We start from the raw sequence: 12,906 nt of genomic DNA, 5'->3' as shown, positions 1-12,906 counted from the left end.
GCGGAGGAAATCGGTGAACGATTTGCCGATCTGTCGGGGATGGTGATTCACGCCGAAGTGCGCATCGGCAATTCGATTGTCATGATCACGGAGGAAACTCCCGGCAATACGGTGGCCGCCTGCGCGACCCCTTCGGCCAACAGTGGATGCTGTGCCAACGCCTCGAGAAGGTTTCTGTCGATGAGATGAACCGCCGTGCAGGAGAGTATTTCGGCTCTGAGTGACGCGCCGGCCGATGTGCCCACAGCAGTTCACCCAGTAAGTCAGGGCACCCAATACCCGACGGCGCAGAGCAGCCGCGTCTCGGCGTCGGCGTTAGCTGGAGGGTCAATGGCGGGTGGGAAGACGCCGAAAGCGCGCCACTCCTCAGCGTTGGGAAGCACATGCTCCGTCAAGCCGGCGATGAGCTCTTCGGAGAGATGGAATGGGATGTTGAGGTGCTTGGCGATCATCCATGCTTGGAACCCGCGGTAGAGCGACAAATGAACGAGCCCCTCCTCTGCCGGATAGTCGCCGTACTGGAAGTGGAACACCGAATCCGGAGTAACCCCTCCCCGGACAGCGGCCGTGGCCGTGTCGTTCAGCGCGTCGTAGGCTGCGATCGGATCATCGCCGAGCAGGTCAAGCTCCTGCCATTTGTCGCCATCGGAGGTAGAGAGCCCAGAGAGCACATCCGGAACCCACGCTTCGTCGTAGGCGTGCGCACGCAGGATGTCGAGAATGGTCGGTTCTGGACTTTGCGACCATTCAGCCGGGGCGGACTTGCCCAAGTCTTCGGGCGTGAGGCGGTCGATGACGCTGCGAAGGGCGGTGTCCGAGAGGAGAAAAAGCTGATTGGTTTCCATCCCGGTAGCGTACCCGCCGTGCACCGGCTTGGCTACGGAGCCCGGGGTGACGTCCATGACGTTCTTCCGGTACTTCCCGACGAAAGATGCGTTGACCATCGACGACCCCTACGACCCGATCATTGCCACTATCGTGTCAGCACAGCCGGCGGAGCTCTCGCCTTTACAACGGGTCTGCACAGCCTTCAGCATCGCTCTTGCCCAGCTGGACGCAGGTGAGGACGAGGCCACTCGTCGCAGGCTTCGCATTGCCGCTGCACACCCGGGCCTGCGGGCCAAGACGTGGGAGAGCACGCAGGCGACGCAGTTGGCGATTGTGGATGCGCTGGTGTCCACGGGCGTGCAGCGGTTGGAAGCGGAAGTGACCACGGGTGCTTGCCTTGGCGCGTCGACGGCGGCACTGCTGCACGACGGCGGCGTGGGCACCAAGTCGCTCGGTTGTCAGCTGCGTGCCGCACTGGCATATCTTGCGCCAGTTCCCGAGGAGAGTTCCGATGCCGACTGAACCGGCCGCCGTCGAGCTTGTGGCCGCAGCGAAGGTGTACAGGGAGGGATCCGCTTTGCAGCCGACTAACTTGGTGCTGCATCGAGGGCAGGTGCATGCCTTGGTTGGTTTGAATGGTGCCGGGAAGACGACGCTGATGCGGCTGGTGCTGGGCATCACCGCCCCCACTGCAGGAAGAGTGCTGGTGCGCGGTGTTGATGTTGCCCGGATGAGGTCTGCTGGATGGGCCGGTGTGGGGCACCTCATTGACACGCCGCTGGCCTATCCGGAGCTCACCGTCAAGGCGAATCTGCAGATCGCCGGGCGCCTGGCAGGGCTCAACCGGGCCGATGCCCACGCTGCAGCGTTGCAGCGGATACTACTGGAGCGCGTACACGAAGCTGGTGCTTCGGTGTTGGTGTCAAGCCACCATCTCGACGAAGTGGCGCGAATTGCCGATCAGATCACCGTGATCAATGCAGGGCGGATCATCGGCGAGCTGGCCCTTGGTGGGTTTGTCTTGGAACGCCGCTTCTTTGACCTTGTCAACGCAGACGTTGAAGCGAAATTGCTGGTGGGGAAGTCATGAAGGCGGCCGCGCTGTTTGCCGGAGCGCTCGGTATCGAATGGCTCAAGTTCTGCTCCGCGCCCGTTCCGATCACCGCGACGGTGCTGCTCGTCCTGGGTGTTCCCGGCATCGCAGCCGCCTCTCTGCCGCGGCTGCAGGCGAAGGCCCCGCCGCTGCAAAAGCTGCTTCTTTCGCGGGCGACGGCGGCTGGGACGGCCTGCTCTCCGTCACCACCGCGGTGTCCTCGGCCGCCGGGCTGCTGGCGTTCGGCGTCGTGTACGCATGGAGCTTTGGACGGGAGTTCAGTCAAGGAACCATCACGGGACTGTTCGCATTGCCAACCACCCGCACCATGATCGCCGGTGCCAAGCTCATTGTTCTTTGTCTCTGGTTGATCGCCGCTACAGCGATTCTGACTGGGGTGACCGCCCTGCTGGGGAGGGTGCTCGGATACGTGCCGACCGCCGGCAGCTTCGCGCTGGTCGCCAAACTTGCAGCCACCACGCTGCTCACCGGCGCGCTCGCCGTCGTCTGTGGCTTGATCGCCAGCATCTGCCGCAGCATGCTGGCCGGGATGGGCTCCGAGATCGTGATTTTGGTGCTCGCCCAAGTCTCCGTGCTCGTGGGCGTGGGCGGTTGGTTTCCCTTCGCCGCACCAGGGCTGTGGGCGGCGTCGAACTTCGTGGGCAGTGGAGTTTTGGGAATCCAACTGGCTGTTCTGCTGGCGACAACGGTGCTTGCCGTCTGGGGAACCGTACTCTTTTGGTGGCGGCTCAGGCTCTAACATGGTTTATAAAGCGGGGGTCATGGGTTCGAATCCCATAGGAGGCCCAATGGTGGTCGGTAGTTGCCAAGGGCCCTCAACAATGGGCGTTTTTGCCGCGAAATGGGCCATTTTCAGGGATATTGACCGCATAGATTGCAACCGTCGTCGGTTCAAATCTGATAGGGGCCCTCGAGTTTTTTTGGGGCCAAAAAGCCCGGATTTACAGGGTTTTCGCAGTGGCGGGGTGGGTTTCCGCCCCGTTTTTTCGCGTCTAAATGGCTTTGGTGTTCGAACGCAAAGGTCGTCGGTTCGAATCCGACAGATACTCCGGAAGATGCCTCTGACCTTCGGGTTTGCTGTAGGGAAGGGGCATCAGTGACGCCGTTTCGACCGAACTCATTGCAAACTCATGAAATTAACGGCGACGGCCCATGCCGGATCAATCCCCCACCATGCCGAATTGCGAAGCGCCGGTACACCGCGGACCCAGTGGGGCGTTCAATATCGATGCCAGCGTCCAGATTATGCCCGAACATGGGTCTGGTCAGGCCGGCCCGGCTGATTCGGCCCTCTCTTCCGGGTTCACCCTGCGCCTGTGGCAGGTAGGGCCCTCGATACGGAACTTCGGCTAGCTGCGATTTCAGATTCAACAACTTCCGGGCTCTTACCCGCAAACAGCCTGCGGGCATAATTGACTCAGGATTCCGCGACACGCTCTGCGTGAACCATCCCCGATCAGATTGCTGATTTACTCTAGGGCCGAGCCCACGTCTGTACCGCTACTGCCCACACATCACCACTAACCCGCAACAATTGGTAGGATTCGCGGCTGAAATCTGAAGAGTACGTCGACGCATGCAAAAATAAACCTGGCTGTAGTTCTAGACGGAGTGCTCGTACGTCAGGCAGTCCGCGTTGTCGGCGCCCGGTCCCACTCGGACAGATGACGCATTGCACATTAGATGGTCGTTGTGAACGCACTCGGTCCGTTGACAAGCCCCAATGGAGGCCAGAACTTTTGGCAGTCCGCCGTGGACGCCAGTGTCGATGAAGGTTGCGCACTGGGCATGGTCGGCGTGCCCGCCAATGGTGATGCCGGCGGCGCCACAGTGGGTGTGGTTGTTGAAGGAACAGTTCTCCACGGCGCATTCCGAGATGGGGACGGTGACAGTCATGATGATCTCCTTGTATGTTTCGATCCGGCCAGTTCGGCCCGATTACGTCCACGGTACCCCCACCTTCGCCAAACTAATTAGTGCCATTTTCGTATCTTATTTTTCATCACGGACTGAGAAGTGAACGCCAACTCTTACGGTTAGAACTTCAGACGCTTCCTATGCCATAGGAGATAACGAAAGCAGGGCGCCCGCACCATGGCCGTCATGATGCATGTGGGATTTATGCGGGGCAATGACGATGCCGCCAATGGGGCCGGCGAGTCAGCTGAGGGCATTTGTGTGTGAGTGCGGATCGGAAGCTACCACGAAGGCTTAATTCTCCACCACGTTCCGTTCCGGCCCGATCAGCCTGGCGATCATAACGTCCAAGGGCGTGGTCTTTCCGCGTGCATCGGAAGTCCTGGTTCTGTCGCTCCGAGGGCGCCCAACCTTCGGTCGATCTCCGGGAGCATTCCGTGAAGCCTGTCGCCAGTGGCTTCGGCTGCGCGCGGAGCAGCGACTCCGCCCATCAATCCTTTTGACTCAACAGGGGTACGTCTGGATCCCGGTAGGCATGTGTAGTACGGATCGGCTACCCAGCACGAGGTTGGCAAAATACCGTTCATGACGAGCATGACGGGGCGGTGTCCAGGAGCTCGGCGAGCCCATGGATGAGCCAGGTGTTCCACCAGGCCCAGTCGTGACCGCCGGTGACGGTGCACAGCCCGACGTCGGCCCCGAGCGGGACAAGGTCTGCGTAAAGCCGTTGCGTAGTCTCGTGGATGTCGGGTTCGTAGATGCCGGCTTGGAGGCGGATCGTGACCCGGTCCACCACGTCTCGCAACGGCCTGGCCAGGTCGTAGCGCCACAGCGAGGGCGACTGGGCCAGGGCCACCCCCACGAGGTGAGGGTGCCGGGCCAATTGCCACAGCGAGGCGAGTCCGCCGTAGCTGGCGCCGGAGACGATAGTCCCCGGGGCGTCGGTACGGACGGTCAGGTGTCGGCGGAGCAGCGGCAGGAGGTCAACGGCCACGAAGTCGACGGTACCGGTAGGTCCACTAAGCTCCCGTGAGCGCGTCTCGACGTCGAGGGAGTCGATCATGGCTACGTGGATGGCGGGCACGACGCCGGCGCCCACGGCCGCGTCTAGGGTCGCCTTGAGATTGAGGTACTTCGCCCAGACCTGCCCGTCGTGCAGGAGCAGCAGTGGTGTCGGGCCCGTGGCGGATCCCGGGGGTGGGGAATAAAGCCACACCGTGCGCACCCGTCCGGCGCCCGAGTCCGTGACCCTGAGGCATTCAAGGCCCGGGGCATCCTCACTGCAGGGCAGCCCGCCCTCACTGGGGTCCCCGCCCATGGCCGGGCTGCCCGCGAAAGGGCGGGGAGAGACGGTTGCCAGCCACGGGGCGGAAGGGGCCGCGGGCAGCCGCACCACCGAGGTGGGCCCGCCGTTCATGCCCGCACCCAGTAAGGGGTTGAGGGGGTCGGGCCCTCCGGCGTCGGCTGCCATGCGGATGGGTCGGCGCTCCTTGGCCGCCCGCCACGGAGCCGGGCCGGGTCCCGTGTGGACGGTGACCCGGTAGCCTGACTCCCAGTCGGCCGGCATCAGGTAGGTGAGCGCCCAGAAGCCGCAATTGCCGAGCCACTCAAACTCGCTAGCGCTCACATCCAGGTGGTTGACGAGGGCGTTGGCGGAGAGGATCACCGCCGAGGCAGCCGGATCCAGATGAAAAAAGGTCACGGCGCGGTGGGTGCTACGGCCGTCCGGGGCAGGGTCGACCAGGGGCGCCCCTGTGCCGCCTGCGAGATTCTGGAGGAACGCGTCCCGGCGCGCGGGCCCCCAGCCATCCCAAGAGGAACGGAAATGACCGCGCAACACGGGGATGGACGGTGCAGGCCCGGGAACTGGGTCCCGCGGTGCGGGGAAGGGCTCCGGCATGGCACCGGGAATTGAAGGAGCGTTCATGCCCGGGCCCTTGTTCCCACGGCGGTGGTCGCCGCCGGGCCTGCAAGCTCGTCGGGTTCCAGCGGGACCACGAGCGGCCCGCCTGTGGCCGGGTCCTCGATGACGACCGACTCGATGCCGTATACCTCGCGCATGAGCTCTGGCGTGGCGATCTCCGCGGGCGGGCCCTGCGCCACGATGCGCCCGTCTTTCATGGCGATGACGTGGTCGGCGAAGCGGAACGCCAGGGAAAGGTCGTGCAGGACCGTGACGAGGGTGTAGTTGCCGGTGCGATGAAGTCTGCGGCACAGTCGCAGTACGTCCAGCTGGTGGGCGATGTCCAGGTAAGTGGTCGGTTCGTCCAGCAACATGATGGGAGTGTCCTGTGCCAGGGCCAGGGCCAGCCACACGCGCTGTCGCTGGCCGCCGGACAATTCCCGGACGGCCCGGTCCGCGAGCTCGGTGATGCCGGTGGCGGCCATGGCCGAAGCCACCGCGGACCTGTCCTGATCCGTCCACTGCCGCAGTAGCCCCTGGTGGGGGAAGCGGCCGCGAGCCACGAGGTCGCCTACCGTGATGCCGTCCGGAGCCGTGGATGACTGCGGCAGCAGCGACAGGCGCCGGGCCACGTCGCGGGTGCGGTACCCATGGATGTCTTTGCTCTCCAGCAGTACTGTCCCGGCCGTGGGCTTGAGCAGGCGTGAAAGGGCCCGCAACAGGGTGGACTTCCCGCAGGCGTTGGGGCCGATGATGGCTGTGAAGGACGCCGGTGGGATGACAACGTCCAGCCCACGGGAAATTTGGTGGCTGTCGTAGCCGATGTCCAGGCCGTGGCCGGAGAGCACATCGGCATTCCCAGTTCCGCCGTTATATCCCGGCGAGGTGGAGGTGGTGGTCACGGAGGTTCTCCCATCAAAGGTCTTTCTTGTGGCGTGCATCAGATGTTCTTGCTCCTAGTGATAAGCCACAGCAGGTAGCAGCCGCCCACGAGCCCGGTCATCAGCCCAATCGGCACGTGCGCGCCAAGGGGCAGACGCTGCGTGAGCAGGTCGCAGGCGACCATGAGCACGGCCCCCATCAAGGCCCCGGTCCCTACGGGCACCTGGACGGAACGGGTGAGCCGGGCGGCAAGTTGTGGGCCGGCAAGCGCGACGAACGCTATCGGGCCCACCGCGGCGGTGGCCACGGCCGTCAGCCCAACGGCGGCCGCCATGGAAACGAGCCGGCTTGCCTCGACTCTCACCCCCAAGGCGCGAGCAACGTCGTCGCCCATTTCCAGCAGCCCGAGGCTGCGCCCCTGGGCGAGCAGGATCGGGAGGAGCAACAGCACGGCCACCAGGACAGGGACTGCATGATCCCAGGTTCGGGAGGCAAGTGAACCGGACAGCCACAGGTTGGCTTGGGCCGCCAGATCCTCGTTGCCCTTGGCCAGCATCAGCGTGTTCACTGCTGCAAGAAGAGCCCCGACGCCGATGCCGACCAGCACCAGGCGGAAACCTCCAGTGACCCCGCCGTGCAGGGACAAGATGTAGACGACGGCGGCCGTCACAAGCCCCCCGCAGATAGCCGCCACCGCTGTCGCCGCGGGCCCGGCGTTGAACAGCATGATCTGCGCGACAGCGCCCGTCGCGGCCCCTGTGGTGAAGCCGATGATGTCGGGAGAGCCCAGGGCGTTACGTGAAATTGACTGGAACGTGGCGCCGGCTGCACCGAGGCATAGGCCGACGCCCAAGGCAGTTACAGTGCGGGGGAGGCGGATGTTCTGGACAACCAGGGAGGCTCTTGGGTCCGGCGAGGAGCCAAAGACAGCGACGAAGACTTCATGGAAGGAAAAGGCGATGGTGCCTGTCTGCATGGAGATGATCCCCAGCACCCCTGCGGCCGCGGCCAGGAGGAGGCCGATGCCGACAGTGCGGCCAGGCCGGGCAGGTGCGGGGATGCCGAACCTGTTCCTACGGTCGGTATATGTGGCGCTCACAGCTGTACCAACTTCCGGCGGCGGGCAAGGGCGATAAACACCGGTGCGCCGATGACGGCGCTCATGATACCGGCACCGATCTCGCCGGGGGCAGCAATGACGCGGCCAAGGATGTCAGCAACGAGTAACAGGAGCGCACCGATAAGCATGGAGTAGGGGAGCATGCGGCGATGGTTGGGTCCCACGATCATGCGGGCCATGTGCGGGGCTGCCAGGCCGAGAAAACCGACGGGCCCGGCGGCCGCCGTGGCCGTCCCTGCCAGCAGCACGATGGTGGCGGTGCCCACCAGCCAAGTCGTTCGCATTTTCAGCCCGAGGGCGTTGCCCAGATCGTTGCCGAGAGAGAGCGAATCCAGGCTCCGGGCCGTCGCCAGCCCTGCCACGGCCGCCACGATGCACGCTCCCAGGACCCACAGCAGCACGTCCCAGCCCCGACCTTGCAGGGAACCACTGGCCCAGCTGACGTAGTTGCGCAGGCGCGTCGAATCACCGGCAATGATGATGATGGCGGTAAGCGAGCCGAGCATGACCGACAGCCCGGCGCCGGCCAGGACGAGCCTGACGGGGTTGTTTCCCGCGTCGTGGGCCCGTCCCAAAGTGTGAACCACCAGCGACGCCGCCCCCGCCCCGACGAAACCGAACCACATGTACTCCTGTGGGGCGGTGGCGCCGAAGAACGCCAGCCCCACCGCCACCGCCGCGGCCGCACCTGCGTTGACCCCGAGTATGCCGGGCTCAGCGAGAGGGTTTCGCGTCAGTGCCTGCATGAGCGCCCCGGCCAGGGCCAGGGCTGCGCCCACCACGACCGCCAACACGGTCCGGGGCAGTCGCAATTCAACCACCAGCAGGTGTGTGCTCTTCCCCGGGTCGAAGGCCGTCAGGGCCTGCCAGGTTTCGCTCAGCGGGATGGTGCGACTGCCCGTGGCGATGCTGGCCAGGCACAGGATTCCCAGCAGCGCCAAGCCCAGCGCCCATCCCAGCACCGGACGTGGGCGCCGGCGCCGCGGCGCTGCTGTCGCTGCGGGCCGCAGGTGGATGGTGGACATGACCGGGGATTCTCCTTTGGCGAGGGGGCGGGTGGCCGCAACAGCTGCGACCACCCGGGGCGGGGCATTGGATAGCCTTACCTAAGACATTGACACACTACCCTGCGGTGGAAGCCCGTTGCGAAACATGAAGAACATGCCGCAATGGCGCAAAAGTGTGGGGCGTTTCACATTCGCTGCTGCCGTGGCTGCGGGGCCCGTGCATGGAGGGGTTGTGCTGCCGAGGTGCCCGCAGCGTCCGCCGGGCGCGGGAAATCCTGCGGAATGCAGGGAACTTCGCCGCAGCTTCGCCGCAGCGAATTCCATTCAGGAGGGCGACTTGCCCATCCCCTTCGCATCCGCACACCGAGGCCGCCGGGAGTGTCGCGGGCCCTGTGAATTGAGATAACGTTACGAAAATGTTCCCTAAATAAATTAGGTAAGGCTATGCTAAGTCAGGTCAGTTAGCCGGAAGCCGGTATACCCAACAAACAACAGTGAGGCCACGACAGTGACACCAGGGACAGTGGTGCTTGTGACAGGAGCGGCAGGGGGCATCGGCAGGGCATGTGCCCTGCGGATCCGCGCCGAAAGCGGACCCGACTGCATGCTGGTTCTTGCCGACCATGATGCGGCGGGCCTTGACGGCGTGGCGGGTGAGCTCGGCGGCCCCAACTTGGTGACCGTCCCGACGGACGTGAGTGACCCGGATTCCGTGGACGGACTCTTCGAGACCATCTCGCGGCTGGACGGCCATCTGGCGGCAGTGGTCCACGCGGCCGGTGTCCTGTCGACGGGCTCCGCCCTGGCAACAGGCCTTGCGGAGTGGCGGCACGTCATGTCCGTCAACGCCGACGGTACCTTTCTGGTGGCGACCGCGGCGGCCCGTCAGCTGCTGGAAAGCCCGGCCAGGAACCGGTCAATCGTGTACATCGGATCCAACGCCGCCGGTGTGCCACGGGCCACGATGCCGGTCTATTCAGCGTCAAAGGCGGCCGCCGCCGCGCTCATGCGAGCCATCGGGCTCGAGCTGGCGCCGCAAGGAATCCGGTGCAACACCGTGTGCCCGGGATCGACGGACACCGACATGCAGCGTCGCATGTGGGGCTCTGACAGGGAAGGGGGCCTGCACTCGGTGCTCACCGGGGATCCGGCACAGTTCCGTGTCGGCATCCCGCTGGGGCGGCTGGCCGACCCCGGAGACATCGCCGACGCCGCACTTTTTCTCCTCTCCGAGCGCGCACGGCACATCACCATGCAGGACCTGTACGTCGACGGCGGCGCCACCCTGCGCGCCTGAACCCAAGGAAATCTTCAATGAAAGGCATTTCATGACCATTCAAGCAAACGAACGGCCGCTCCCCGGTCCCGCATGGCTGCGTGACCCGATTGCCGAGTACCGGCCAGGGGACTTCCTGATGTCCGGCACTGCCGGCAGCATCCTTGGCCGCGGAAGCCGGAGGCTGCGCATGACGGCGGACACCGCCCGCAAAGAGCTCGCCGACCATTGTGCGGCGACGAGCCAGCCGTCGGCCATCGCCGGCGTATTGCCTTTCCGGCCCGGCGGGATGGGTGAGTTCATCGCCCTGGACTCGACGTTGCGCGGGCCGCGCCTTCGCGCCGGCACGGCGCCGCACGAGGGCGGCATTGCCGGACATGGAGCGGCCATGGCGGCTGATTCCCCTGACCACCACTACACCACGGCCGTGGCCAAGGCCCTGAAGAAGTTCTCACCGGAAGGCCTGCAAAAGGTGGTGCTCGCGCGCTCGTTGCGCACCTCGCTGGCGTCCCCGCTGGACATTGCCGAACTCTTCGCCCGGTTGGTGGGGCAAAACCCTTCGGCCTACGTCTTTGCAGCACCGCTGCCGGAGGGGCGGACGCTGGTCGGTGCGAGCCCGGAGCTCTTGGTCCGTCGCAGCGGATCCCGCGCCATCAGCAACCCGCTGGCCGGTTCGATGCCTCGCTGCGCGGACTCCGCAGCCGACCAGGCCAACGCCCGCAAGCTGCTCGGGTCCTCCAAGGACCTGCGTGAACACGCGATCGTGGTTGACATGGTTGCCGAGGTGCTCAGCGGGCTGTGCACGGGGCTGCGGGTCCCGGCCACACCCGAACTGGTCCGCACCGGCTCCATGTGGCACCTGTCCACCCACATCGAGGGACGGCTACGTGAGGAGGAAACGACGTCGCTGGACCTGGCTTTTGCGCTGCACCCGACACCGGCCGTCTGTGGCTGGCCGACCGAGGCTGCCTGCAGCCTGATAGAGGAACTCGAGGAGACAAGCCGCGGATTCTATGCCGGTGCCGTGGGGTGGATGGACGCCCAGGGCGACGGCGAATGGGCCGTGAGCATCCGCTGTGCCGAGATCGCCTCCGATGAGCTGCGCGTCCACGCCGGGGCCGGCATAGTCCCCGGCAGCGACCCGGAACTCGAACATGCCGAGACCGAGGCGAAGTTCCGCACCATCCTTGCCGGACTGGGGGTGTGCTGACCATGGGGGCGCAGGAACGGGAAATGGTGCCGTGGCCGGCCGAAGCGGCCGAGCTCTACCGAGCACGTGGCTACTGGACCGGTGAGCGGCTCGACGCCATCGCCGCCCGGCATGCCGTGGCGACGCCGCACAGGGTGGCCCTCGTCGACGCCGACGAACGCGTTAACTATGCGGATCTTGAGGCCCGGGTCAGCCGGCTCGCGGCCGGGTTGGCCGGGTACGGGATCGCCGCCGGGACCAGGGTCATGCTGCAGCTGCCCAACAGGGTGTCCTTCGTGGTTGCCGCCCTGGCCCTGATGCGGGCAGGTGCCGTGCCCGTCTACCTGCTGCCGGCGCACAGGATCAGCGAGCTGTCCGCCATTGCCGTCCAGGCGCGCCCCGTCGCCTACATCGGCCCCGGCATCCACGACGGGTTTGACTACCGGGACATGGCCGCAACACTGGCCCGGGGCATCCCCGGGGGGCTGAAGGTTATTATCGACGGCACGCCCCGGGCAGGCCAGGAGTCCCTGGACAACGTGGCCCGGCTTGGCGCTGCCGCACCACGGGAGGCCGTGGCCGTGGACACCTCGGACTTGGCGTTCCTGCAGCTGTCCGGGGGAACCACGGGCACGCCCAAGCTCATCCCGCGCACCCACGACGACTACCTGTACTCGGTGCGCCGGAGCGTCGAGGTCAGCGGCTTTGACCGTGACACCGTGCTGTTGCTCGTGTTGCCCGCCGCACACAACTTCCCCATGAGCTCCCCGGGATTCCTGGGTGCGCTGCTCGCCGGCGGCAAGGTCGTCCTGGCCTCGAACGGTTCACCGGGGCAGGCCTTTGACCTCGTTGAGCAAGAAGGGGTCACCTGCGTGCCGCTCGTCCCGCCGCTGGCGCTGGCCTGGATGCGGGCTGCACCTGGCAGCACGGCACGGCTGGGGAGCCTGAAAACCATTCAGGTTGGCGGAGCCAAGCTCCTGCCCGAAGCGGCCCGCCGGCTCCCGCAAGTTCTGGGGGCGCGGCTTCAACAAGTTTTCGGCATGGCCGAAGGGTTGGTCTGCTACACCCGGGAGGACGACGATGAGGAAACCGTCGCCACCACTCAGGGGCGGCCCATGAGCGCGGCCGACGAGGTCCTGGTGGTCGACGACGACGGTAACCAGGTGCCCTACGGGACACCAGGACACCTGCTGACTCGTGGGCCCTACACGATCCGGGGCTACTACAGGGCGCCCGAACACAATGCCACCGCATTCACCCCCGACGGCTACTACCGCACAGGCGACATCGTGCGCGTCCTGCCCGGAGGGCACCTGAGCGTCGAAGGCCGCAGCAAGGACCAAATCAACCGCGGAGGGGAGAAGATCTCGGCCGAGGAGGTCGAGGACCACCTGCTGGCACACCCGGGGGTCCACGACGCCGCCATCGTCGCCGTCGCCGACCCCTTTCTCGGAGAGGTGTCCTGTGCCGTCATCGTGCCGGCCGAAACGCCCCTGACCAGGACGGACATTCTCGACTTCATGCGCAGTCGCGGACTCGCCGCCCACAAAATCCCGGACCGCATCCATATTGTCGACGGATTCCCCACCACGGGCGTCGGCAAGAACAGCAGGGCGGATCTGCGCCGCACCCTAGCCGGGCAGCTTGCTGCAGTCCCGTGAGAACACCGG

Annotated in this window: 13 protein-coding genes; 7 read left to right on the top strand and 6 right to left on the bottom strand. The window is 65.5% G+C overall.

What is annotated here, in order from left to right:
* A partial coding sequence (locus Q4P21_RS07425; protein WP_303388155.1) for a hypothetical protein occupies window positions 1-189 on the top strand: 189 nt, incomplete at its 5' end.
* A gap of 74 nt (window positions 190-263) precedes the next feature.
* Here the strand turns inward: Q4P21_RS07425 and Q4P21_RS07420 are convergent.
* Window positions 264-845: a hypothetical protein gene (locus Q4P21_RS07420; RefSeq protein ID WP_303388154.1), complete on the bottom strand. Its 582-nt coding sequence runs from the start codon at window positions 843-845 to the stop codon at window positions 264-266.
* Here Q4P21_RS07420 and Q4P21_RS07415 point away from each other — a divergent pair.
* From Q4P21_RS07415 to Q4P21_RS07405, 3 genes are read left to right on the top strand one after another with little or no spacing between them, the layout of a single operon-like run.
* Window positions 835-1,350: a TetR family transcriptional regulator gene (locus tag Q4P21_RS07415; protein ID WP_303388153.1), complete on the top strand. Its 516-nt coding sequence runs from the start codon at window positions 835-837 to the stop codon at window positions 1,348-1,350. The two genes, Q4P21_RS07420 and Q4P21_RS07415, sit on opposite strands and share 11 nt — an antisense overlap.
* Window positions 1,340-1,918: an ATP-binding cassette domain-containing protein gene (locus tag Q4P21_RS07410; protein ID WP_303388152.1), complete on the top strand. Its 579-nt coding sequence runs from the start codon at window positions 1,340-1,342 to the stop codon at window positions 1,916-1,918. Before Q4P21_RS07415 ends, Q4P21_RS07410 begins: the two co-directional genes overlap by 11 nt.
* Before the next feature lie 37 nt (window positions 1,919-1,955).
* The gene (locus Q4P21_RS07405) at window positions 1,956-2,681 is read left to right on the top strand and encodes an ABC transporter permease (RefSeq protein WP_303388151.1); all 726 of its coding nucleotides are present in this window, start codon (window positions 1,956-1,958) and stop codon (window positions 2,679-2,681) included.
* A gap of 863 nt (window positions 2,682-3,544) precedes the next feature.
* On the opposite strand, the gene Q4P21_RS07400 is transcribed toward Q4P21_RS07405, so the two are convergent.
* From Q4P21_RS07400 to Q4P21_RS07380, 5 genes are all read right to left on the bottom strand, one after another.
* Window positions 3,545-3,838, bottom strand: a complete 294-nt coding sequence (locus Q4P21_RS07400; protein ID WP_303388150.1) for a DUF1540 domain-containing protein — start codon at window positions 3,836-3,838, stop codon at window positions 3,545-3,547.
* A gap of 604 nt (window positions 3,839-4,442) precedes the next feature.
* Complete coding sequence (locus Q4P21_RS07395) at window positions 4,443-5,786, bottom strand: alpha/beta hydrolase-fold protein (RefSeq protein ID WP_303388149.1); 1,344 nt, start codon at window positions 5,784-5,786, stop codon at window positions 4,443-4,445.
* Window positions 5,783-6,703 (bottom strand): ABC transporter ATP-binding protein, encoded by a 921-nt coding sequence (locus Q4P21_RS07390; RefSeq protein WP_283531763.1) that lies wholly within the window; start codon window positions 6,701-6,703, stop codon window positions 5,783-5,785. Before Q4P21_RS07390 ends, Q4P21_RS07395 begins: the two co-directional genes overlap by 4 nt.
* A complete protein-coding gene (locus Q4P21_RS07385; RefSeq protein ID WP_303388148.1) occupies window positions 6,703-7,743 on the bottom strand; it encodes an iron chelate uptake ABC transporter family permease subunit in 1,041 nt (346 codons plus the stop codon). The genes Q4P21_RS07390 and Q4P21_RS07385 overlap by 1 nt, the downstream gene beginning before the upstream one ends.
* A complete protein-coding gene (locus Q4P21_RS07380; RefSeq protein WP_303388147.1) occupies window positions 7,740-8,789 on the bottom strand; it encodes an iron ABC transporter permease in 1,050 nt (349 codons plus the stop codon). The genes Q4P21_RS07385 and Q4P21_RS07380 overlap by 4 nt, the downstream gene beginning before the upstream one ends.
* Window positions 8,790-9,279: 490 nt before the next feature.
* Here Q4P21_RS07380 and Q4P21_RS07375 point away from each other — a divergent pair, with 490 nt between their 5' ends.
* Genes Q4P21_RS07375 through Q4P21_RS07365 form a run of 3 tightly spaced genes read left to right on the top strand, consistent with a single transcriptional unit; the run spans window position 9,280 to window position 12,897 of the window.
* Window positions 9,280-10,068, top strand: a complete 789-nt coding sequence (locus tag Q4P21_RS07375; RefSeq protein ID WP_303388146.1) for an SDR family oxidoreductase — start codon at window positions 9,280-9,282, stop codon at window positions 10,066-10,068.
* 31 nt (window positions 10,069-10,099) lie between these two features.
* Window positions 10,100-11,257, top strand: coding sequence for an isochorismate synthase MenF (locus Q4P21_RS07370; RefSeq protein WP_303388145.1), 1,158 nt, complete (start codon window positions 10,100-10,102; stop codon window positions 11,255-11,257).
* A 23-nt stretch (window positions 11,258-11,280) separates the two neighbouring features.
* A complete protein-coding gene (locus Q4P21_RS07365) occupies window positions 11,281-12,897 on the top strand; it encodes a (2,3-dihydroxybenzoyl)adenylate synthase (RefSeq protein ID WP_303388144.1) in 1,617 nt (538 codons plus the stop codon).
* The last annotated feature ends 9 nt before the right edge of the window (window positions 12,898-12,906 follow it).

It is taken from the genome of Arthrobacter sp. (assembly GCF_030540645.1).
GTDB lineage: Bacteria > Actinomycetota > Actinomycetes > Actinomycetales > Micrococcaceae > Specibacter.
Note: the sequence above shows the minus strand (reverse complement) of the source record. Positions and strands in the feature narration are given on the sequence as shown.

Excerpts from the sequence above, each read along its gene's own strand:
- Q4P21_RS07420 (WP_303388154.1), bottom strand. The coding sequence starts at position 845 with ATGGAAACCAATCAGCTTTTTCTCCTCTCGGACACCGCCCTTCGCAGC.
- Q4P21_RS07410 (WP_303388152.1), top strand. The coding sequence starts at position 1,340 with ATGCCGACTGAACCGGCCGCCGTCGAGCTTGTGGCCGCAGCGAAGGTG.
- Q4P21_RS07405 (WP_303388151.1), top strand. The coding sequence starts at position 1,956 with ATGGCTCAAGTTCTGCTCCGCGCCCGTTCCGATCACCGCGACGGTGCT.
- Q4P21_RS07400 (WP_303388150.1), bottom strand. The coding sequence starts at position 3,838 with ATGACTGTCACCGTCCCCATCTCGGAATGCGCCGTGGAGAACTGTTCC.
- Q4P21_RS07395 (WP_303388149.1), bottom strand. The coding sequence starts at position 5,786 with ATGAACGCTCCTTCAATTCCCGGTGCCATGCCGGAGCCCTTCCCCGCA.
- Q4P21_RS07390 (WP_283531763.1), bottom strand. The coding sequence starts at position 6,703 with ATGCACGCCACAAGAAAGACCTTTGATGGGAGAACCTCCGTGACCACC.
- Q4P21_RS07380 (WP_303388147.1), bottom strand. The coding sequence starts at position 8,789 with ATGTCCACCATCCACCTGCGGCCCGCAGCGACAGCAGCGCCGCGGCGC.
- Q4P21_RS07370 (WP_303388145.1), top strand. The coding sequence starts at position 10,100 with ATGACCATTCAAGCAAACGAACGGCCGCTCCCCGGTCCCGCATGGCTG.
- Q4P21_RS07365 (WP_303388144.1), top strand. The coding sequence starts at position 11,281 with ATGGTGCCGTGGCCGGCCGAAGCGGCCGAGCTCTACCGAGCACGTGGC.